Source organism: Klebsiella sp. BIGb0407, assembly GCF_024807845.1.
Classification (GTDB): domain Bacteria; phylum Pseudomonadota; class Gammaproteobacteria; order Enterobacterales; family Enterobacteriaceae; genus JGM124.
Genome location: NZ_JANUEQ010000011.1, coordinates 15,223 through 35,906, shown reverse-complemented (window position 1 = coordinate 35,906; position 20,684 = coordinate 15,223). Strand labels below are relative to the sequence as shown.

Annotated in this window: 17 protein-coding genes; 10 read left to right on the top strand and 7 right to left on the bottom strand. The window is 48.5% G+C overall.

Annotation, left to right across the window (positions count from 1 at the left end):
* Positions 1-96: 96 nt before the first annotated feature.
* From gmk to recG, 5 genes are read left to right on the top strand one after another with little or no spacing between them, the layout of a single operon-like run.
* On the top strand, positions 97-720 hold the full coding sequence (gene gmk / locus M2387_RS23410; RefSeq protein ID WP_259053001.1) for a guanylate kinase: 624 nt from the start codon (positions 97-99) through the stop codon (positions 718-720).
* Between the two features lie 54 nt (positions 721-774).
* Positions 775-1,050, top strand: coding sequence for a DNA-directed RNA polymerase subunit omega (gene rpoZ / locus M2387_RS23405; protein ID WP_211993467.1), 276 nt, complete (start codon positions 775-777; stop codon positions 1,048-1,050).
* 22 nt (positions 1,051-1,072) lie between these two features.
* On the top strand, positions 1,073-3,193 hold the full coding sequence (gene spoT, locus M2387_RS23400; protein WP_259052999.1) for a bifunctional GTP diphosphokinase/guanosine-3',5'-bis pyrophosphate 3'-pyrophosphohydrolase: 2,121 nt from the start codon (positions 1,073-1,075) through the stop codon (positions 3,191-3,193).
* 4 nt (positions 3,194-3,197) lie between these two features.
* Positions 3,198-3,887, top strand: a complete 690-nt coding sequence (trmH, locus tag M2387_RS23395; RefSeq protein ID WP_259052998.1) for a tRNA (guanosine(18)-2'-O)-methyltransferase TrmH — start codon at positions 3,198-3,200, stop codon at positions 3,885-3,887.
* 3 nt (positions 3,888-3,890) lie between these two features.
* On the top strand, positions 3,891-5,972 hold the full coding sequence (gene recG / locus M2387_RS23390) for an ATP-dependent DNA helicase RecG (protein ID WP_259052997.1): 2,082 nt from the start codon (positions 3,891-3,893) through the stop codon (positions 5,970-5,972).
* 10 nt (positions 5,973-5,982) lie between these two features.
* Here recG and gltS read toward each other — a convergent pair whose 3' ends face one another.
* Positions 5,983-7,185: a sodium/glutamate symporter gene (gltS, locus tag M2387_RS23385; RefSeq protein WP_259052996.1), complete on the bottom strand. Its 1,203-nt coding sequence runs from the start codon at positions 7,183-7,185 to the stop codon at positions 5,983-5,985.
* A 234-nt stretch (positions 7,186-7,419) separates the two neighbouring features.
* Here gltS and M2387_RS23380 point away from each other — a divergent pair, with 234 nt between their 5' ends.
* Entirely contained in the window at positions 7,420-8,811 is a 1,392-nt protein-coding gene (locus M2387_RS23380) for a nucleobase:cation symporter-2 family protein (protein WP_259052995.1), read from the top strand.
* A 121-nt stretch (positions 8,812-8,932) separates the two neighbouring features.
* On the top strand, positions 8,933-10,615 hold the full coding sequence (locus M2387_RS23375) for an AsmA family protein (RefSeq protein WP_259052994.1): 1,683 nt from the start codon (positions 8,933-8,935) through the stop codon (positions 10,613-10,615).
* 3 nt (positions 10,616-10,618) lie between these two features.
* On the opposite strand, the gene fabY is transcribed toward M2387_RS23375, so the two are convergent.
* The 6 genes from fabY to typA all read right to left on the bottom strand — a co-directional run bounded on the left by fabY (position 10,619) and on the right by typA (position 16,268).
* Positions 10,619-11,560: a fatty acid biosynthesis protein FabY gene (gene fabY / locus M2387_RS23370; RefSeq protein ID WP_259052993.1), complete on the bottom strand. Its 942-nt coding sequence runs from the start codon at positions 11,558-11,560 to the stop codon at positions 10,619-10,621.
* Positions 11,561-11,602: 42 nt separating this feature from the next.
* Positions 11,603-12,040 carry a D-aminoacyl-tRNA deacylase gene (gene dtd, locus M2387_RS23365; protein WP_259052990.1) on the bottom strand — a complete coding sequence of 146 codons (438 nt, stop codon included), beginning with the start codon at positions 12,038-12,040 and terminating at the stop codon, positions 11,603-11,605.
* The gene (locus tag M2387_RS23360) at positions 12,040-12,909 is read right to left on the bottom strand and encodes a virulence factor BrkB family protein (protein WP_259052988.1); all 870 of its coding nucleotides are present in this window, start codon (positions 12,907-12,909) and stop codon (positions 12,040-12,042) included. Before M2387_RS23360 ends, dtd begins: the two co-directional genes overlap by 1 nt.
* Positions 12,909-13,502 (bottom strand): glucose-1-phosphatase, encoded by a 594-nt coding sequence (gene yihX, locus M2387_RS23355; protein ID WP_259052987.1) that lies wholly within the window; start codon positions 13,500-13,502, stop codon positions 12,909-12,911. The genes M2387_RS23360 and yihX overlap by 1 nt, the downstream gene beginning before the upstream one ends.
* Positions 13,503-13,787: 285 nt before the next feature.
* Positions 13,788-14,219, bottom strand: a complete 432-nt coding sequence (locus M2387_RS23350) for a hypothetical protein (protein WP_259052986.1) — start codon at positions 14,217-14,219, stop codon at positions 13,788-13,790.
* Between the two features lie 225 nt (positions 14,220-14,444).
* Positions 14,445-16,268, bottom strand: a complete 1,824-nt coding sequence (gene typA, locus M2387_RS23345) for a ribosome-dependent GTPase TypA (RefSeq protein ID WP_259052985.1) — start codon at positions 16,266-16,268, stop codon at positions 14,445-14,447.
* Positions 16,269-16,643: 375 nt separating this feature from the next.
* On the opposite strand from typA, the gene glnA reads away from it, so the two are divergent.
* The 3 genes from glnA (at position 16,644) to glnG (ending at position 20,653) form a co-directional block, all read left to right on the top strand.
* A complete protein-coding gene (glnA, locus tag M2387_RS23340) occupies positions 16,644-18,053 on the top strand; it encodes a glutamate--ammonia ligase (protein WP_259052984.1) in 1,410 nt (469 codons plus the stop codon).
* A 126-nt stretch (positions 18,054-18,179) separates the two neighbouring features.
* Positions 18,180-19,232, top strand: coding sequence for a nitrogen regulation protein NR(II) (glnL, locus tag M2387_RS23335; RefSeq protein WP_259052983.1), 1,053 nt, complete (start codon positions 18,180-18,182; stop codon positions 19,230-19,232).
* A gap of 8 nt (positions 19,233-19,240) precedes the next feature.
* Positions 19,241-20,653 carry a nitrogen regulation protein NR(I) gene (gene glnG, locus M2387_RS23330; RefSeq protein WP_259052982.1) on the top strand — a complete coding sequence of 471 codons (1,413 nt, stop codon included), beginning with the start codon at positions 19,241-19,243 and terminating at the stop codon, positions 20,651-20,653.
* The last annotated feature ends 31 nt before the right edge of the window (positions 20,654-20,684 follow it).

The following is a 20,684-nucleotide window of genomic DNA, read 5'->3' as shown; positions in this document are numbered from 1 at the left end:
GTAATCGATGACAAAATCTACGTCCCTTGCCGGGGTGCGTGTATACTATGCAAATAGCAGTTCTTCCTTTTACGCATACCTATTAAGTTTAAATTCATGGTTCAAGGCACGCTTTATATCGTTTCTGCCCCAAGTGGCGCAGGGAAATCCAGCCTCATTCAGGCTTTGTTAAAGACACAACCGCTGTATGACACTCAAGTCTCTATCTCTCATACCACTCGTGGTGTGCGTCCGGGGGAGAGTCACGGCGAGCATTACTATTTCGTCGATAAAGCCGAATTTGAGCAAATGATTACTGACCAGGCATTTCTTGAACATGCCGAAGTGTTTGGTAATTATTACGGCACCTCTCGCCATGCTATTGAACAAGTCCTGGCAACCGGGGTGGATGTCTTTTTAGATATCGACTGGCAAGGCGCGAAACAAATCCGCCAAAAAATGCCACATGCCCGCAGTATTTTTATTCTGCCACCTTCGCAGGAAGAATTAGATCGCAGGCTCAGGGGCCGTGGTCAGGATAGCGAAGAGGTTATTTCAAAGCGCATGGCACAGGCCGTCGCAGAAATGAGCCACTACGCAGAATATGATTATCTAATCGTGAATGATAATTTTGATACAGCACTGTCTGATCTCAAGATAATTATTCGTGCTGAGCGTTTACGTATGGGTCGCCAGAAAATGCGACATGACGCTTTAATCAGCAAACTATTGGCAGACTGACATCAGTTTCAGTATCATGCCCAGTCATTTCCTCATCTGTGGAGCATTGTAATTATGGCACGCGTAACTGTTCAGGACGCTGTAGAGAAAATTGGTAACCGTTTTGACCTGGTACTGGTCGCCGCGCGTCGCGCTCGTCAGATGCAAACTGGCGGTAAAGATCCACTGGTACCAGAAGAAAACGATAAGACCACAGTGATTGCACTGCGTGAAATCGAAGAAGGGTTGATCAACAACAAAATTCTCGATGTTCGTGATCGTCAGGAACAGCAAGAGCAAGAAGCAGCAGAATTACAGGCTGTTACCGCTATTGCTGAAGGTCGTCGTTAATTAAACCAGTTATGGGTCTCCCTTGTATCTGTTTGAAAGCCTGAATCAGCTGATTCAAAATTACCTGCCAGAGGAGCAAATAAAACGGCTCCGGCAGGCATATCTTGTTGCACGTGATGCTCACGAGGGACAAACACGCTCAAGCGGTGAACCCTATATCACGCACCCTGTCGCCGTTGCCTGTATTCTGGCCGAGATGAAACTCGACCATGAAACACTGATGGCGGCATTGTTGCATGATGTTATTGAAGATACCCCTGCTACTTACCAAGATATGGAACAGCTGTTTGGTAAAAGCGTTGCTGAACTGGTAGAAGGGGTTTCTAAGCTCGACAAACTCACGTTTCGCGATAAGAAAGAAGCGCAAGCTGAAAACTTTCGCAAAATGATCATGGCAATGGTGCAGGATATTCGGGTTGTTTTGATAAAACTGGCCGACCGCACACATAACATGCGTACCCTTGGCTCTTTGCGCCCGGATAAACGTCGTCGTATTGCTCGTGAAACGCTTGAGATCTATAGTCCTCTGGCACACCGCCTTGGTATTCACCATTTAAAAACCGAACTTGAGGAACTGGGTTTTGAAGCCCTGTATCCAAACCGTTATCGCGTAATTAAAGAGGTGGTAAAAGCCGCGCGTGGCAACCGTAAGGAAATGATTCAAAAAATCCTTTCGGAAATAGACGGGCGACTACAAGAAGCAGGGATTGCCTGCCGCGTGAGTGGCCGCGAAAAACATCTCTATTCGATTTACTGCAAAATGACCCTCAAAGAGCAGCGTTTTCACTCAATAATGGATATCTATGCGTTTCGTGTGATCGTACGCGACATGGATACCTGCTATCGCGTGCTCGGTCAAATGCACAGCCTGTATAAACCCAGGCCTGGTCGAGTCAAAGACTATATTGCTATCCCAAAAGCTAACGGCTATCAGTCACTACACACCTCAATGATTGGCCCGCATGGCGTGCCTGTTGAAGTGCAGATTCGTACCGAAGATATGGATCAGATGGCTGAGATGGGGGTAGCTGCGCACTGGACTTATAAGGAACAGGGCGAAAGCGGTACTACAGCACAAATCCGCGCCCAGCGCTGGATGCAAAGCTTACTTGAACTCCAGCAAAGCGCAGGCAGCTCATTTGAATTTATCGAAAGCGTAAAATCCGATCTGTTCCCGGATGAAATTTACGTTTTCACCCCAGAAGGTCGTATTGTTGAACTGCCAGCAGGCTCAACGCCCGTCGACTTTGCTTACGCCGTGCATACCGATATCGGTCATGCCTGCGTGGGTGCGAGAGTCGACAGACAGCCCTACCCGCTGTCACAGTCACTGGCCAGCGGGCAAACCATTGAAATCATCACAGCACCTGGTGCTCGCCCTAATGCCGCATGGCTTAACTTTGTCGTCAGCTCAAAAGCGCGCGCCAAAATTCGCCAGATGCTCAAAAACCTCAAGCGTGATGACTCTATCAGTCTTGGCCGTCGCCTGTTAAATCATGCGTTAGGTGGAAGCCGTAAACTTGCAGAGATCCCACCGGAGAATATCCAGCGTGAATTAGACCGCATGAAGCTGGCAACGCTTGATGACTTGCTGGCTGAAGTCGGGCTTGGCAATACCATGAGTGTCGTAGTCGCTAAGCATCTGCAAGGTGAAATTACTGCTGCAGCTCCAGGGACCCTAACGTCTCAGAACCCACATACACGCCTGCCGATTAAAGGGGCAGATGGCGTTCTGATTACCTTTGCAAAATGCTGTCGACCTATTCCGGGTGACCCAATCATTGCTCATATCAGTCCGGGGAAAGGGCTGGTTATCCACCATGAGTCCTGTCGTAATATTCGAGGCTACCAGAAAGAGCTCGAGAAGTTTATGGCCGTCGAGTGGGATAAAGAGATAGAGCAAGAGTTCATCACCGAAATCAAAGTTGATATGTTCAATCACCAGGGTGCACTGGCGAACCTGACTGCGGCAATAAACACAGCTGCTTCAAATATTCAGAGCCTGAATACTGAAGAGAAAGACGGCAGGGTTTATAGCGCATTCATTCGACTGACTGCCCGGGATCGTATCCAGCTGGCGAATATCATGCGTAAAATTCGTGTGATGCCAGATGTGATTAAAGTGACCCGTAACCGAAACTAGTGCTATGAATCCGCAACGCTATGCCCGTATTTGCGAAATGCTCGCAAGACGTCAGCCAGACCTGACAGTATGCATGGAGCAGGTGCATAAGCCCCATAACGTCTCTGCCATTATTCGCACCGCAGATGCCGTTGGTGTTCATGAAGTTCATGCGGTGTGGCCGGGTAGCCGAATGCGGACCATGGCCTCTTCGGCGGCCGGTAGTAACTCCTGGGTTGAAGTTAAAACCCACCCGACTATCGGCGAGGCGATCGGTCATCTTAAAGGCTGTGGTATGCAGGTACTTGCTACCCATCTTTCTGAAAAAGCCGTCGATTTCCGCGAAATAGACTATACCCGCCCGACCTGTATTTTAATGGGTCAGGAAAAAACAGGTATTACTCAAGAGGCACTGAGTCTTGCAGACCAGGATATCATTATTCCGATGACCGGAATGGTACAGTCACTGAATGTTTCCGTAGCTTCAGCGCTTATCCTGTACGAAGCACAGCGTCAGCGACAGAATGCGGGTATGTATCAGCGCGAAAACAGTACGCTGCCAGATTCTGAACAGCAACGGTTACTGTTTGAAGGCGGTTATCCGGTGCTGGCGAACCTCTCTCGTCGTAAGCGCTTACCCTACCCACATGTGAATCAGCAAGGTGAGATAGACGCCGATCCCGCATGGTGGGCTGCCATGCAGTCAGCAGGATAAGTCATGAAAGGCCGCTTGCTGGATGCCATCCCGTTAAGTTCGCTTGCCGGTGTGGGCGCCAGCCAGAGCAGTAAGCTTGCCAAAATTGGTCTCTATACCCTCCAGGATCTGTTGCTGCATTTACCGCTGCGTTATGAAGATCGCACTCAGCTTTGTACCATTGACCAGCTTTTACCTGGCATTCATACCACGGTAGAAGGTGAGGTACTGAACTGTAATATCACCTTTGGTGGCCGCCGCATGATGACCTGCCAGATAAGCGACGGCACCGGCATCCTGACAATGCGTTTCTTTAATTTCAATGCGGCCATGAAAAATAGCCTGGCCACCGGCAGACGCGTTCTCGCCTATGGTGAAGCTAAACGCGGTAAATATGGTGCTGAGATGATCCATCCTGAGTATCGTATTCAGGGGGATTTAAGTACTCCGGAACTGCAGGAAACCTTAACGCCGGTTTATCCGACCACCGAGGGTATTCGCCAGGCGACATTACGTAAACTCACCGATCAGGCGCTTGAAGTATTACAGACCTGTGCCATCACCGAATTGTTACCCGCGGAGCTCAGTCAGGGTCTGATGAGCCTGCCTGAATCACTCTATATCCTGCATCGCCCGCCACCTGACGTACAGCTCAGCGAGCTCGACTCCGGTAAGCATCCGGCGCAACGTCGTCTGATCCTGGAAGAGTTACTGGCCCATAACCTGAGCATGCTGGCGCTGCGTGCTGGAGCACAGCGCTACCATGCCCTGTCATTTAGCGAAGACGATGAATTAAAAAATAACTTTCTCGCCGCATTACCTTTTAAACCGACGAACGCACAGCAGCGGGTCGTGGCTGAGATTGAACATGATATGGCCCTGGACGTTCCGATGATGCGTCTGGTGCAAGGGGATGTCGGCTCCGGTAAAACCCTGGTTGCTGCCCTGGCCGCTTTACGCGCCATCGCTCATGGCAATCAGGTCGCGTTAATGGCACCTACAGAGCTACTGGCAGAGCAGCACGCCAATAATTTCCGTCAGTGGTTTGCGCCATTGGGCATTGAAGTCGGCTGGCTGGCGGGTAAGCAGAAAGGTAAAGCCCGCATTGCACAGCAAGAGGCTATCGCCAGTGGTCAGGTCACCATGGTGGTCGGCACCCATGCTATTTTCCAGGAACAGGTTCAATTTGCCAGACTGGCACTGGTCATTATCGATGAGCAACACCGCTTTGGTGTACATCAGCGTCTGGCATTATGGGAAAAAGGACAGGCTCAGGGCTTTCATCCGCATCAGCTGATTATGACAGCCACCCCTATTCCTCGTACGCTGGCGATGACAGCCTATGCCGACCTTGATACCTCGGTTATTGATGAACTTCCGCCAGGACGTACTCCCGTCACCACGGTCGCGATTGCTGACAGCCGCCGTAACGAGATTATTGAACGTGTACGCCACGCCTGTCAGGATGAAGGCCGCCAGGCTTACTGGGTCTGTACCCTGATTGAAGAGTCAGAATTACTGGAAGCACAGGCCGCAGAAGTCACCTGGGAAGAACTCAAAGCTCAGCTCACGGAACTTAATGTTGGCCTGGTACACGGCCGTATGAAACCGCAAGAGAAGCAGGCGGTGATGCTGGCGTTCAAACAGGGAGAGTTACAACTGCTGGTCGCGACCACGGTAATTGAAGTCGGCGTTGACGTACCTAACGCCAGTTTGATGATTATCGAAAACCCGGAACGACTGGGTCTTGCACAGCTGCACCAGCTACGAGGCCGTGTGGGCCGTGGCGCAGTTGCTTCTCACTGTGTCCTGCTCTATAAATCCCCGCTGTCAAAAACAGCCCAGCGCCGGTTACAGGTGCTGCGTGACAGTAATGATGGGTTTTTCATTGCTCAGCAAGACCTGGAGATCCGAGGCCCTGGCGAACTGCTCGGTACCCGCCAGACCGGAACAGCTGAGTTTAAAGTGGCTGATTTACTCCGGGACCAGGCAATGATCCCGGAAGTTCAGCGATTAGCACGTCATATCCATGAACGTTATCCTGAGCAAGCGCTGGCATTAATTGAGCGCTGGATGCCGGAAACAGAACGCTATTCGAATGCTTAAACAGCCCCTTTCAGCCGAAAAATGGCAATAGTAAGAATAGTTTAATAATAATTACGTTCATAATATCAATGAAGAATGCCCCAACCATCGGTACTATCAGAAAAGCCAGGTGAGACGGACCAAACCTCTCAGTAATTGCCTGCATATTTGCAATCGCTGTCGGTGTTGCCCCTATACCAAATCCACACTGCCCGGCGACCAATACTGCAGCATCATAACTTTTACCCATCACTCGCCAGGTGACAAAAACAGCATATAACGCCATGAACAAAGTCTGTACGGTTAGAATGAGTAATACTGGCAGAGCAAGTGATGCTATCTCCCATAATTTAAGACTCATCAATGCCATAGCCAGAAATAGTGATAAACAGACATTCCCGAGAAGTGAAACGGCTCGTTCAAATACCTGATAAAAACCCAAAAGAGACAATAGATTACGTAGAATGACACCAATAAATAACACACAAACAAATGTCGGTAACTCAAAAGCGCTGCCACTCAACCACTGAGATAATTCACGACCAATGGTCAGGCAGATGGCAATAAGCGCTATGGTTTCAATTAATGTCATGGAGGTAATTAACCGTTTAGCCTCCGGTTTTTCAAAATTCGTGGGTACAATACTATCTTCCGGTGCCCCATCAGGGGTAGCAGAGTGCTTAATCAAATAGCGTGAAATCGGCCCCCCAATCAGCCCCCCTATTACCAGACCGAAAGTTGCACAGGCCATCGCAACTTCCTTGGCATTATGAAAACCGTATTGTTCAATGAAGACGTTACCCCATGCGGCTCCGGTACCATGCCCGCCTGAGAGCGTAATTGACCCGGCAAGCAACCCCAGCAAAGGATCAAGGCCCAGTAATGTCGCGATACCAATGCCAATAATATTTTGCATAACCAGCAGCCCGACAACTGTGCATAAAAAAATACCCAGCACCTTACCGCCTTTCAATAAACCAATGATATTGGCGTTGAGCCCTATCGTTGCAAAAAAGACCAGCATTAATTGGTCGGTCAAACTCGTATCAAAATACACTTCCCATCCCATACTTTTATTCAGTAAAAGTAAGGCTATCGTTGCCAGTAAACCACCAACAACAGGCTCTGGGATCGAGTATTTTTTTAGAAAAGGAGTGATGTGAACTATTTTTCGCCCCACCAGCAAGACCAATGTGGCCGCCACCAAAGTGGAGAGGGAATCAAGATGAAACATAGTTAGCGCTACCCCTTAGTATTTCAGTTTTATTCGCGCACGATCCCCAATAAAGATAGAGTTTTCTTCCAGGTTATTGGTTGGTGGCAATGTATTTTAACTGCAAAAAATACGCTGGTGACAAAAATAGTTATCTTTATCTGTTTTGAGTACCAGAAACTACCAGTAGCAAACGATTGCTTTTACTCCAGGGTCAGTTAAAATTGCGCCTTTCCCATAATGAGATGACCCTCGATGTCCGCGAATGCTGTTGAGCCAGATAAAAAGCAACCGATTGCTCCTTCTTACTCAGACGAACTTATCTACCGTCTCGAAGACCGTCCCCCGCTACCGCAAACGCTTTTTGCCGCCTGCCAGCATTTACTGGCTATGTTCGTTGCGGTTATTACTCCGGCTTTATTGATTTGTCAGGCGCTGGGATTACCCGCCTCAGATACACAACACATTATCAGTATGTCGCTATTTGCCTCAGGTGTTGCCTCTATTATTCAAATAAAAGCCTGGGGACCGGTCGGCTCAGGTTTATTATCTATTCAGGGCACCAGCTTTAACTTTGTTTCACCTCTGATTATGGGTGGTATGGCGTTAAAAAATGGCGGCGTGGATATCGAAGGGATGATGGCAGCGCTGTTTGGTACGCTGATGCTCGCCAGCTGTACTGAAATGATTATCTCGCGTTTCTTACACCTTACCCGCCGCATTATCACCCCATTAGTTTCAGGAACGGTGGTGATGATTATCGGCCTGTCACTGATTCAGGTCGGACTGACCTCCGCCGGCGGTGGCTACGCTGCTCTGGCTGATAATACTTTTGGTGCGCCGAAGAATTTACTTCTCGCGGCCTCAGTACTGATCGTTATTATTCTGCTGAACCGTCAGCGTAACCCTTATCTGCGTGTTGCCTCATTAGTGATTGCCATGGCCGTCGGTTATATTCTGGCCTGGGCGCTGGATATGCTGCCAGAGACCACCGCCCCGACCAATACTGATTTAATCACCATTCCAACCCCGCTCCATTACGGTTTAGGCATCGACTGGGGTCTGTTGATTCCACTGATGCTGGTCTTTATGGTGACCTCACTGGAAACCATTGGTGATATCACAGCGACCTCTGATGTTTCTGAGCAACCGGTATCCGGGCCTCTGTATATGAAACGTCTGAAAGGTGGAGTACTGGCAAATGGCCTGAACTCCTTCGTTTCTGCACTGTTTAATACCTTCCCTAACTCCTGTTTCGGACAGAACAACGGCGTTATTCAGCTTACTGGCGTTGCCAGTCGCTATGTCGGTTTTGTTGTCGCGCTGATGCTTATCGCCCTGGGTCTGTTCCCGGCGGTCAGCGGCTTTGTGCAGCATATTCCTGAACCTGTTCTTGGCGGTGCCACGCTTGTGATGTTTGGTACGATTGCGGCATCGGGTATCCGTATTGTGTCCCGCGAACCGCTGAATCGTCGTGCGATTATGATTATTGGTTTATCTCTGGCGGTGGGTCTGGGTGTGTCACAGCAACCCCTGATTTTACAGTTTGCACCAGAGTGGATTAAAACCCTGCTTTCTTCTGGTATTGCTGCTGGCGGCATCACCGCTATCATCCTGAATTTGGTGTTCCCTCCAGAAAAAGCCTAAGGTTCTGGCGCATCGCTAGTTTTTAACTCGTGATGCGCCTTTATCATTAATCATCCAGCCCTTGAGCTATTGCGCTAAATGATGCATAAATTCCTTATTGGAATATCGGGGATGTACAACAATGAAATTGCTCGGAAGACTGATAGCTATTGTGTCAGGCATCGTTGTTCTTGTGTTGATTGCCTTCTATATCCTGCTACAAACCCAATGGGGTGCCAGACAGCTCAGTCAGTGGGTCAGCAATAATACTGACTACCGGGTAGAGTTCAGTAAAATGGAACATAGCTGGTCGGCGCCAGACCATTTGGTATTTAACGATATCACCCTGGGGAATACGAACCAGCCAGCATCGATTGTCGCTAAAAAACTCGATATCGGCCTCAGTACCCGGCAATTTACTAACCCGCTGGATGTTGATTCAGTTTTATTGCAGCAAGGGTCACTGACGCTTCAGGATAGTACTCCGCTCCTGCCATTAAAGGCGGCTCGCCTGCGGCTCCAGGATATGAATATTGAAGATAATAACGCTATATGGCCTGTAACGCTCACGAGGGCGAATGGCGGTATTATTCCCTGGCAGCCTGATGCAAATAATCCTCTGGGAAATAAAGCCAATATTGAAGTCAGTGCCGACATCATGACGCTGAAAGGTATCACTGCAAATAATGTGCTGTTGCAGGGCTCTGTTGATAATGGCAATTTAGTCCTTTCGACCATAGGCGCTGATATTGCACGGGGTTCGTTAACCGGCAATATTCGTCGTAGTAATGACGGTGCCTGGGCTATTGGTAATTTACGTTTAAATGATATTCGCTTGCAGACCGACCAGTCACTTGCTGATTTTCTGGCACCTCTCAGTGAAGCTGCCTCGGTCAATATTGAGCGCCTCGACGTGATTGGTGCCCGCCTTGAAGGCCCGGAATGGGCAATCAGCGATTTAGATCTGAGTTTACGAGGAACAACTCTCACCAAAGGTGACTGGAACAGCAAGGAAGGAACACTTTCAGCGAACGCCCGCGAATTTATCTGGAATTCAGTTCATCTGCAGGATCCTATTATCAATGCCGATCTCAACCCGCAAGGCTTATTATTGCGCCAGTTTAGTTCACGCTGGGAAGGCGGCATGGTGCGTGCTAACGGACAATGGCTTCGTGATGGTAATAGCGCGGTAATCGATGAGATGGTGTTTGCGGGTCTGGAATATACCCTTCCTGCGAACTGGAAAGCACTGTGGATACAATCATCACCTGAATGGCTGGCTGATATGACAATAAAAAAACTGTCAGCTAACCGCAGTCTTATCATCGATATTAATCCTGAGTGGCCTTTCCAGCTTACCGCTCTGGATGCCTCGGCAACCAATTTGTTAATTGCTCATAATCATCAATGGGGATTATGGAACGGGAAGGTGTCAATGAATGCCGCCAATGCCACCTTTAATCGTGTCGATATACGCCGTCCGTCTCTTACTCTGAACGCCAGTCCACAACAAATAACCCTCAGTGAGTTAAGTGGTTTCAGAGAAAAAGGCATACTCGAAGCGACCGCCAGTATTACTCAGACACCGCAGAGAGTCACAACTGTGGAGTTAAAAGGTCAGAGCGTTCCGGTGAATACACTCAGAGACTGGGGATGGCCAGCTCTGCCGCTCAATGGTGAAGGGAACTTAAACCTTTTGGCTAGCGGGCAGCTGGCAGCGGATACACCGCTGCGACCAACGGTCAATGCCACCCTGAGAGTGACCGATGCTCAGGGTCAGCAAATCCAGCAAACCATGAGACAGGGCGTAGTCGCCCTTCCCTGATCGCTACTCCTCTTCGTTGCCCCCTTCTTCCAGGGGGCCAAAAGGTTTTGCCGGCAGTACCATATAGACGCCTTCAAACACCGCACCTGGAATATCATCGCCATAGAGATTCACTTGCAGAGTCACCCGCGCCTTACGTCCGCGGGCAAGTCGGTCTAAATCACCACTCAACGAGCCTAAATCCGCGCTTGCTAAAGGTTTACCGGTAATCGGGCTGCTATAACGAATATGTGCATCAACCAGAATAATGGTGCCACCTAAATGACGCTCACGTAGCATCAGCCAAATCAGCCCCCATCCGGTAAGCGTTGCCAGAGAAAACAGACTTCCGGCAAATAGCGTATGGTGTGGGTTCTGGTTACCGGTTTCCGGCATGGTGGTAATAAATTTCTGGCCGGTATACTGCTGAATACGCACACCCATTTTTTCACTGAGGGGAATATGCTGATACCAGGCTTGCTGCAACTGACCGCACCAGTCCGGACGATGTAAAATATCATCCAGCGAAGCAATCGGCTTGATCATCATAAAATGGCGAATAGGAGTGGTTTGTGGGGCGGTTATTTCGCCCTGATTAACAAACCCGAGCTTGGCAAAGAATTCAACCGCATCTTCACGAGCACTACAGGTAACGCGCTGTACGCCTTCCTGGCGGGCGACCGACTCGAGGGTCATCGCCATCAAGGTACCTAAGCCTTTCGCCTGTACCGAAGGGTCTACGGCCATAAATCGAATAGCCGCTTCATCATCAGCATTAATGTATAACCGCCCTACCGCAACGATATTGCCCTGTTCATCCACAACCATTTGATGATGCGCCATCGCATCCCAGGCATCCCGCTCGGACCCTTGAGGCTGATGTAATGGTTTACGCAGCATCTGCCAGCGAAAATGATAGTAATGTTCGAGTTCTTCCGGTGTTTCAGGTACACGAAGATGATACATATCTAGCTCTCTTATTTAGTGCACCAATAGTGATTGCACCGTTTATACCTGGAGCCAGAAAGTCACCGGCCCGTCATTGATTAGTGAGACTTCCATATCAGCAGCGAAACGCCCAGTCTGGGTTGCTATACCTTGTTGCTGACATTTCTCAATAAAATACTCATACAGCGCCTTTGCCTGTTCCGGGGCTGCACCACCGGAAAATCCGGGACGCATACCGCTATCCGTGTCCGCAGCGAGGGTAAACTGAGAGACCACCAGCACACTACCACCGGCTTGCTGAACGCTCAGATTCATCTTGCCCTTGTCGTCGCTAAAAACACGATAACCCAGCACGCGCTGACATAAACGATCGGCTTTTTGCTGGTTATCTTCTTTTTCTACTCCTAACAAGACCAGTAATCCGGGGCCTATTTCACCGGTGATTTCACCCGCCACTTTGACACGGGCCTGGGTTACTCGCTGAATTAATGCAATCATCACTCTTCCGATTTTGTTTGTTCAGTGGACTGTTTTAGCTGACGATACTCATTGAAGGTAACGGTAATTTCAGCCCCCAGCAAGACAATACACCAGGTCCAGTACACCCAAATAAACAACAATGGGATCACTGCCAGAACGCCGTAAACCAGCTGGTAAGAAGGGAACATCTGGATATAAAGGGTGAAAACTTTCTTACCGAGTTCAAATAATGCCGCCGCAATCATGGCGCCGATAACCGCATCTTTCACCGGTACGCGTACCGTCGGCACCAGGCTATACAGCAGCCAGAATGATAACCAGGAAAGTAACAGTGGGAAGATGCGTAACACATCATCCATCAGGCTATTGATCTCTGAGGCCCAGCGTTGCGACAGCAAATAAGAGCTTATCACGACGCTGGTTCCGACGAGCAAAGGCCCGAGAGTCAGGATCATCCAGTACAGTGCAAATGAGTAAAGCGGCGGACGGGCACGCGTGCTGCGCCAGATAGTATTCAGGGCGCTGTCGATGGCGTACATCAATAACAGTGAAGTCACTACCAGCCCGGCAGCACCCACTGCGGTCATGCGATTAGCATTAGCAATAAACTGGTCGATGTAATGTTCAATCACATCGCCGGTTGCGGGCATAAAATTGGTGAAAACAAACTGGCGTAGCTGGACGCTGATATCAGCGAAGACGGGAAAGACGGCAAATAAGGCGAAAATAACCGCCACCAGCGGCACCAGGGAAAGCAATGAGACGTAGGCAAGATTTCCTGCCATCGTCATCATATTATCCTGGTCAATACGCCGATAAAGCAGTTTGCCCCAAGCTATTACCGGCTTGATATGACGCCCTGCCTTATTTTCTGTGCTCTTCAGCATCAGCTTCGTGCAAACCAGTCAGGAATTGTCTGTTTCCCGGTCACCAATATTGCCGTAATACCGAGTTGCCGGGCACTATTGATATTGTCTTCATTATCGTCGAAGAAGACTGCGTTATCGGCACTAAAGCCCTCTTCTTCGAGTACTTTCAGATAAATTTCAGCATCCGGTTTTCTCATCCCCATTTGCTGGGAAAGATAGATTTTATCGGCGACTTGCTCAACTTCCGGATATTCATCCGGCCAGAATTCGCAATGAAGCTGGTTGGTGTTTGATAAGACGACAACCCGATGCCCCTGCTCGCGCAAAGCCTGCATGACTGCAATCGTATCTTTGCGTAAACCAACGAATATCGCCTGCCAGCCCGCGGTAAATTGCTCATAGCTCAAGGCCATACCCAGATCGTGACCTATTCTTTGGGCAAATTGTTCGTCACTTATATGCCCCCGCTCATGCAGATGGAATGCTTCACCAATGGTGAATTTGCTCTGTAGATTTGCCAGAGGCACGCGGCTGTAATCGCTCCAGACACCCAGTACCCGGTTAAAATCGATATCAACGATAACATTACCTAAATCAAAGATATACAGCATGAGTGTCTCCTTTTCCGTCAGGGTGAATCACTAGTGCAACCAGGGTGTTAAGGCTCAGTGGAACAATGCTAACAATGACGCAAATAGCAGCTTACACGTTAGCATTTTACAAAAAAAAGGCAAAAAAAGCCTCGCGGATAATGAGGTGCTCCCCAAAAGTTGGACACTGGACTGGATAAGGAGTTTTGAGAGGTGACGAAAAACTGGGCACCAGAGATAAGGAAATCGTGAGTGGATCATTCTTTAACACATTGAGACGAGATCTGACTAACTCAGAGCAATACTTTAATTGTATGCTTTTAATATATCCCCGACGTAATTTTTATTGAAAATACCCTGATAAAATCCAACTTCAGTTTTCATCTCAGAAACAATTCTTGACTGTTTCATCATGTATTTACCGCCAAATTTGAAATAAAGATCATTACCTATATGGTTACGGAAGAAATCATTAAATTTTCCAGAGCACATGGCATTATTTTTTATTTTCACAAATATACCTATGTAATCTCCATCTAGTTTAGCGTATCCATCCTCAGGTAAACTCACCTGGATTACACATTCTTTCTTCAGAACGAAAGATTCGCCACCTGATATATACTCCAGATAACTATTTTTTTTACTATAGGTTCCGCAACTTAATAAACTTAGTGTAACTGTTACAGTTAACCAAAATTTAAACATCAACGTTCTTGAATCCATTCTTATATTCAACATATTTCCCTCTCCATTAGCACTCAGATCCCATCTCGGTCCCAGTGTAGGCTGATTTGCAGGAAAGAAAATTCAGTAAAGAAAAAGGAATGTCACAGAATATGTCGAGAAAAGGTAACGGCCTGGACAGCGAGTTTTTGGTGCACTGAACGCTGGAAATTAAAAAGCCTGAGTCCGGTTAAATACCGAACTCAGGCTTTGATGACTGCTTATATCAGCTAAGACGAATTATGCGTCTTTGCCGCCGCGCGAAGCGCGTTTACGATCGTTTTCAGTCAGGTGACGTTTACGAATACGGATAGAAATTGGTGTAACTTCTACTAATTCGTCGTCATCGATGAACTCAAGCGCTTGTTCCAGAGACATTTTGATAGCCGGAACCAGGGTAGTTGCTTCATCAGTACCTGATGCACGCATGTTGGTCAGTTTCTTACCAGTCAGGCAGTTTACAGTCAGGTCATTAGAGCGGCTATGAATACCGATAATTTGGCCTTCGTAAACTTCTGCACCGTGACCGAGGAATAACTTACCGCGATCCTGCAGGCTGAACAGTGCGAACGCAACAGCTTTGCCCTGACCATTAGAGATCAGTACGCCGTTCTGACGCTGGCCAATTTCACCCGTACGAACATCATCGTAGTGGCTGAAAGTGGAGTACAGCAGGCCAGTACCAGAGGTCATAGTCATGAACTCAGTACGGAAACCAATCAGACCACGTGCAGGGATCAGGTAGTCAAGACGAATACGACCTTTACCGTCAGGGATCATGTCCTTAACGTCGCCTTTACGCTCACCCATGGCTTGCATGATAGAACCCTGGTGCTGTTCTTCGATATCCAGAGTGACGTTTTCAAACGGCTCTTGCATACGGCCATCGATCATACGGTTGATAACTTTCGGGCGAGATACTGCCAGCTCGAAGCCTTCACGACGCATGTTTTCGATAAGAACAGACAGGTGTAACTCACCACGACCAGAAACACGGAATGCATCAGCATCTTCAGTTTCTTCAACACGCAGAGCAACGTTATGTACCAGCTCTTTGTTCAGACGCTCGAGGATTTGACGAGAGGTAACATATTTACCCTCTTTACCACAGAACGGTGAGGTGTTGACGTTGAAGAACATGCTTACTGTTGGTTCATCAACCGACAGAGGCTTCAGCGCTTCAACATTCTGAGTGTCGCACAGAGTATCAGAGATATTCAGTTCGCCCAGACCGGTGATAGCGATGATATCGCCCGCTTCAGCTTCAGTTGTCTCAATACGCTCAAGACCAAGGTGACCCAGCACTTTACCTACTTTACCGTTACGGGTTTTCCCTTCGGTATCGATGATAGTGATTTGCTGGTTTGGTTTAACCTTACCGCGTTTGATACGACCAATCCCGATAACACCAACATAGTTGTTGTAATCCAGCTGAGAGATCTGCATCTGGAACGGACCATCAACATCAACATTTGGAGCTGGAACATGGTCAACAATCGCTTGGTACAGCGGGGTCATGTCAGCAGCCATTTCGCTGTGATCATTACCGGCAATACCCATCAATGCTGACGCATAAATAATAGGGAAATCAAGCTGTTCGTCGGTTGCATCAAGGTTAACGAACAGGTCAAATACTTGGTCAACAACCCAGTCAGGACGCGCACCAGGACGGTCAACTTTGTTGATAACAACAATTGGTTTCAAGCCATGGTCAAACGCTTTTTTAGTTACAAAGCGCGTTTGTGGCATAGGTCCGTCCATTGCATCAACAACCAGCAATACGGAGTCAACCATTGACATTACGCGTTCAACTTCGCCACCGAAATCGGCGTGTCCTGGGGTATCAACGATGTTGATACGGTAGTTATTCCAGTTGATAGCGGTGTTTTTAGCGAGGATGGTAATTCCACGCTCTTTCTCCAGGTCATTGGAGTCCATCACACGTTCAGTAGCTTCAGCACGGTCACTGAAGGTACCAGATTGTTGTAACAGCTTGTCAACCAAGGTAGTTTTACCATGGTCCACGTGCGCGATGATGGCGATGTTACGCAGATTTTCGATCACAGATTTGCCTCAGGCATTAGAAATAGCGCGTTATTGTACACGTATTAATCGAAGTACAGAACAGGATCATAAAGAACCTTTACAAACAATATAAGAAGTAAGGGTTTGTGATCGTTTTCACGGAGCTCACAAAGGAACCATAACGTAAATTGCACCAATATAGTGCTTGTGTATCATGATAAAGCACTATACTGGTGCAAGTTATCAGTTATGGTGCGACCTTTTGCACGCTGACCTGCATAATAGCGCCTTTTTAGGGAAATTTAAAAGTTGGCACAGATTTCGCTTTAAAGAATGCAGGCGATGAGCCAAATGAATAAAGTGTTTGATTACCTCGTTACCCAACGAAATGAACCAATCCTGGAGAGTTTAAGTATGTCCGCTGAACACGTATTGACAATGCTGGATGAGCACGAAGTGAAATTTGTTGATTTGCGTTTTACCGATACCAAAGGTAAAGAACAACACATCACTATCCCTGCTCACCAAGTAAATGCAGACTTCTTTGAAGAAGGCAAAATGTTTGACGGCTCCTCGATTGGTGGCTGGAAAGGTATTGATGAATCAGACATGGTTCTGATGCCTGACTCAACCACTGCGATGATTGACCCGTTCTTCGAAGACAGTACGCTGATTATCCGTTGTGATGTTCTGGAGCCAGGTACGCTGCAAGGCTATGACCGTGACCCACGTTCTATCGCAAAACGCGCTGAAGACTACCTGCGTGCGACCGGCCTGGCAGATACCGTTCTGTTTGGACCAGAACCAGAATTCTTCCTGTTTGACGACATCCGCTTTGGTAGCTCTATCTCTGGTTCCCACGTTGCTATCGATGATATCGAAGGCGCATGGAACACCGGTACCAAATACGAAGGCGGTAACAAAGGCCATCGTCCAGCAGTTAAAGGCGGTTACTTCCCAGTGCCACCGGTTGATTCATCTCAGGACATCCGTTCTGCTATGTGTCTGACCATGGAGCAAATGGGTCTGGTGGTTGAAGCTCATCACCACGAAGTTGCTACTGCCGGTCAAAACGAAATCGCTACTCGTTTTAACACCATGACCAAAAAAGCGGACGAAATTCAGATTTATAAGTATGTGGTTCACAACGTGGCACATGCTTTCGGTAAAACTGCGACCTTTATGCCAAAACCAATGTTTGGTGATAACGGTTCTGGTATGCACTGCCATATGTCTCTGGCAAAAGACGGTGTAAACCTGTTTGCTGGTGATAAATATGCTGGCCTGTCTGAGCAAGCGCTGTATTACATTGGCGGTGTTATCAAACACGCTAAAGCACTGAATGCCCTGACTAACCCGACGACTAACTCTTATAAGCGTCTGGTCCCGGGATATGAAGCTCCAGTTATGCTGGCATACTCTGCCCGTAACCGCTCAGCGTCTATCCGTATCCCAGTAGTTAGCTCACCAAGAGCACGTCGTATCGAAGTCCGTTTCCCGGACCCAGCTGCTAACCCATACCTGTGCTTTGCAGCGCTGCTGATGGCCGGTCTTGACGGTATTAAAAACAAGATCCACCCGGGCGAAGCCATGGACAAAAACCTCTATGACTTGCCACCAGAAGAAGCGAAAGAGATCCCACAGGTTGCAGGTTCTTTAGAAGAAGCTCTGAACGCTCTGAACGAAGACCGCGAGTTCCTGACCGCGGGTGGCGTATTCACCGATGATACTATCGATGCCTATATCGCCCTGCGTATCGAAGAAAATGACCGTGTGCGCATGACTCCGCATCCGGTAGAGTTTGAACTTTACTACAGCGTTTAATTATTGTTTTTTTTGCCGTGGAATATTTAGCCCATCTCCGGATGGGCTTTTTTCTCCACCCCTGTTTTGCAAAGCGGTATTTTTACCCCACCACTAAGTACTTAAACAGTGTAAGGAGACTGCTGTATGGCAACTGGCACCTTGCCCGATGCTGGGCAGATCCTGAATTATTTAATCAACAGTATTCTGTTGGTTGACGATGACCTGGCGGTGCATTATGCAAATCCCGCCGCCCAGCAATTGCTGGCACAAAGTGCCCGTAAGCTCTACGACGGCACGCCATTACCGGATTTAATCGGCTATTTTTCACTGAATATCGATGTTATGAAAGAAAGCCTTCAGGATGGCCAGGGCTTTACTGATAACGAAGTCACGCTGGTGATTGATGGTCGCTCTAATATCCTTTCCCTGACCGCACAAAGGCTGATGGAAGGCTATATTCTGATAGAAATGGCCCCGATGGATAATCAGCGTCGTTTAAGTCAGGAACAGATACAGCACGCCCAGCAACTCGCTGCTCGCGATTTAGTTCGCGGGCTGGCACATGAAATTAAAAATCCACTGGGTGGCCTGCGTGGTGCAGCCCAGTTGCTAAGCAAAGCGCTGCCAGACCCGTCGCTCAATGAATACACTAACGTGATAATTGAGCAGGCAGACAGGCTAAGAAATCTGGTCGACCGTCTGTTAGGGCCACAATTGCCCGGAATGCATGTAACCGAAAGTATTCACAAGGTTGCTGAACGCGTCGTAAAACTGGTATCGCTGGAACTGCCTGCCAACGTGAAGTTAATACGCGATTATGACCCTAGTCTGCCAGAGTTTGCTCACGACCCCGACCAGATAGAACAGATCTTACTGAATATTGTCAGGAATGCCTTGCAGGCACTGGGAAGCGAAGGGGGTGAAATTATTATCCGTACTCGTACCGCATTCCAGCTCACGCTGCACGGCTCGCGTTATCGTTTGTTAGCGCGAATTGATATTGAAGATAATGGTCCGGGCGTCCCGGCTCATCTACAAGATACGCTGTTCTATCCGATGGTGAGTGGGCGAGAAGGTGGCAGCGGGCTCGGCCTGTCTATTGCCCGAAATCTTGTCGATCAGCATTCAGGGAAAATCGAATTCAACAGTTGGCCTGGTCATACCGAATTTTCGGTTTACCTGCCCATTCGGAAGTAGAGGTCTATATGCAACGAGGGATAGTGTGGGTCGTTGACGATGATAGCTCCATTCGCTGGGTGCTTGAGCGCGCGTTAACGGGTAGTGGATTAATTTGCACTACCTTTGAGAATGGTAATGAAGTATTAGACGCCTTAGCGACAAAAACGCCGGATGTTTTAATCTCTGATATCCGCATGCCCGGAATCGACGGCCTGGCATTGTTAAAGCAGATAAAACAACGTCACCCGATGCTCCCGGTCATCATAATGACGGCGCACTCAGATCTTGATGCCGCTGTCAGCGCCTATCAGCAAGGTGCATTTGATTATCTGCCAAAACCTTTTGATATTGATGAAGCGGTGGCTCTGGTCGAACGGGCCATCAGCCATTATCAGGAACAGCAGCAGCCCCGTAATATCCAGGTTAACGGCCCGACAACCGATATTATTGGTGAAGCGCCTGCCATGCAGGATGTATTTCGTATTATTGGCCGTTTATCACGATCGTCAATCAGTGTACTGATTAACGGTGAGTCCGGGACAGGTAAAGAGCTGGTTGCTCATGCTCTTCATCGCCATAGCCCACGAGCAAAATCACCTTTCATCGCTCTGAATATGGCCGCAATCCCGAAAGATTTGATTGAATCTGAGTTATTTGGCCATGAGAAAGGGGCTTTTACCGGAGCAAATCAGATTCGCCAGGGTCGTTTTGAACAGGCCGATGGCGGCACATTGTTTCTTGATGAAATTGGCGATATGCCACTGGATGTCCAGACTCGCCTGTTACGCGTGCTGGCTGACGGGCAGTTTTATCGCGTTGGGGGCTATGCGCCGGTTAAAGTGGATGTCCGTATTATCGCGGCAACGCACCAGAATCTCGAGCTACGGGTACAGGAAGGTAAATTCCGTGAGGACTTATTCCATCGTCTGAACGTGATTCGTATCCATCTTCCCCCACTGCGTGAACGTCGTGAAGACATTCCGCGTCTGACATGGCATTTCTTGCAGGTGGCAGCCCGTGAATTAGGCGTGGAAGCAAAACAGCTCCACCCGGAGACGGAAAGTGCTCTCACCCGCCTGGCGTGGCCAGGTAATGTGCGTCAGCTAGAAAATATCTGTCGCTGGCTGACGGTAATGGCCGCCGGGCAAGAAGTCCTTATACAGGACCTGCCAAGTGAGTTGTTTGAAACGACAATCACCGAAAATGGCACGACACAAATTGACCCGGATAACTGGGCAACTCTGCTTAGCCAGTGGGCAGATAAGGCGCTGCGTTCCGGTCATCAAAACCTGTTAGCCGAAGCAATGCCCGAGATGGAAAGAGTACTGCTTACGACCGCATTGCGTCATACACAAGGGCATAAACAAGAAGCTGCCCGTTTACTGGGATGGGGAAGAAATACCCTGACCCGGAAGCTAAAAGAGCTGGGAATGGAGTAACAGGATCAACATGACTGCAGGGAGTGCGGTT